The organism is Mesorhizobium sp. WSM4807, assembly GCF_055811615.1.
In genome coordinates this window covers 1-599 of sequence record NZ_JBVVQY010000119.1, presented here as the reverse complement: position 1 = coordinate 599, position 599 = coordinate 1, and the positions used below count along the sequence as shown (strand labels likewise).

Genomic DNA, 599 nt, shown 5'->3' with positions numbered 1-599 from the left:
CCTTTGCCGGCGGTATGAAGGCGCAATAGGGATGGCCGAGCCGGACCGAGACCGACGACAGCGCGATCAGCCGGCCCGCTTCCAGATCGGCGCGGGCCATGATCCTCTGGCCAAGGGCTATTCCGAGACCCAGCCGGGCCGAGGTGATCGCCAGGCTGGACAGTCCGACGCGCCGCCCATGCGACGGGTCAGGCGAGCGGCTGCCGCCTGACGCCGAAAACCAGTCCGCCCATGTCGGATGCGAGGCATAGTTCGGACCCCAGTTGGTATGGATGAACACGCTCTCGTGCACATCCGCCAGGCTGGAAGCACCGTCGCCGTATCTCTGCCAAAAGTCCGACGCGCAGACCGGCAGGACATCGTCATGGACGAGACGGACGAGCCGCAGGCCGGGATAGTGATAGTCGCCATAGCTGATGCGAAGATCGATGTTCTGGCGCACCAGGTCGACGGGATCGTCTTCGACCCTAACGTCGATCGCCATTTGCGGGAAAGCGTCGAGAAGCACGGCCAGCCTCGGCGCCAGCCACAATTCGGCCAGCGAGAACGGCACGCTGACGGCGAGACGGGTTTTTAGGCTGCCATCCAGCATGCGCCGC

At 64.9% G+C, this 599-nt stretch carries 1 protein-coding gene; it reads right to left on the bottom strand.

Going from position 1 to position 599, the window contains the following annotated elements:
- Positions 1 to 599 (bottom strand): LysR substrate-binding domain-containing protein (locus AC0L3N_RS33940; protein WP_473552064.1); only part of this gene is annotated, 599 nt, incomplete at both ends.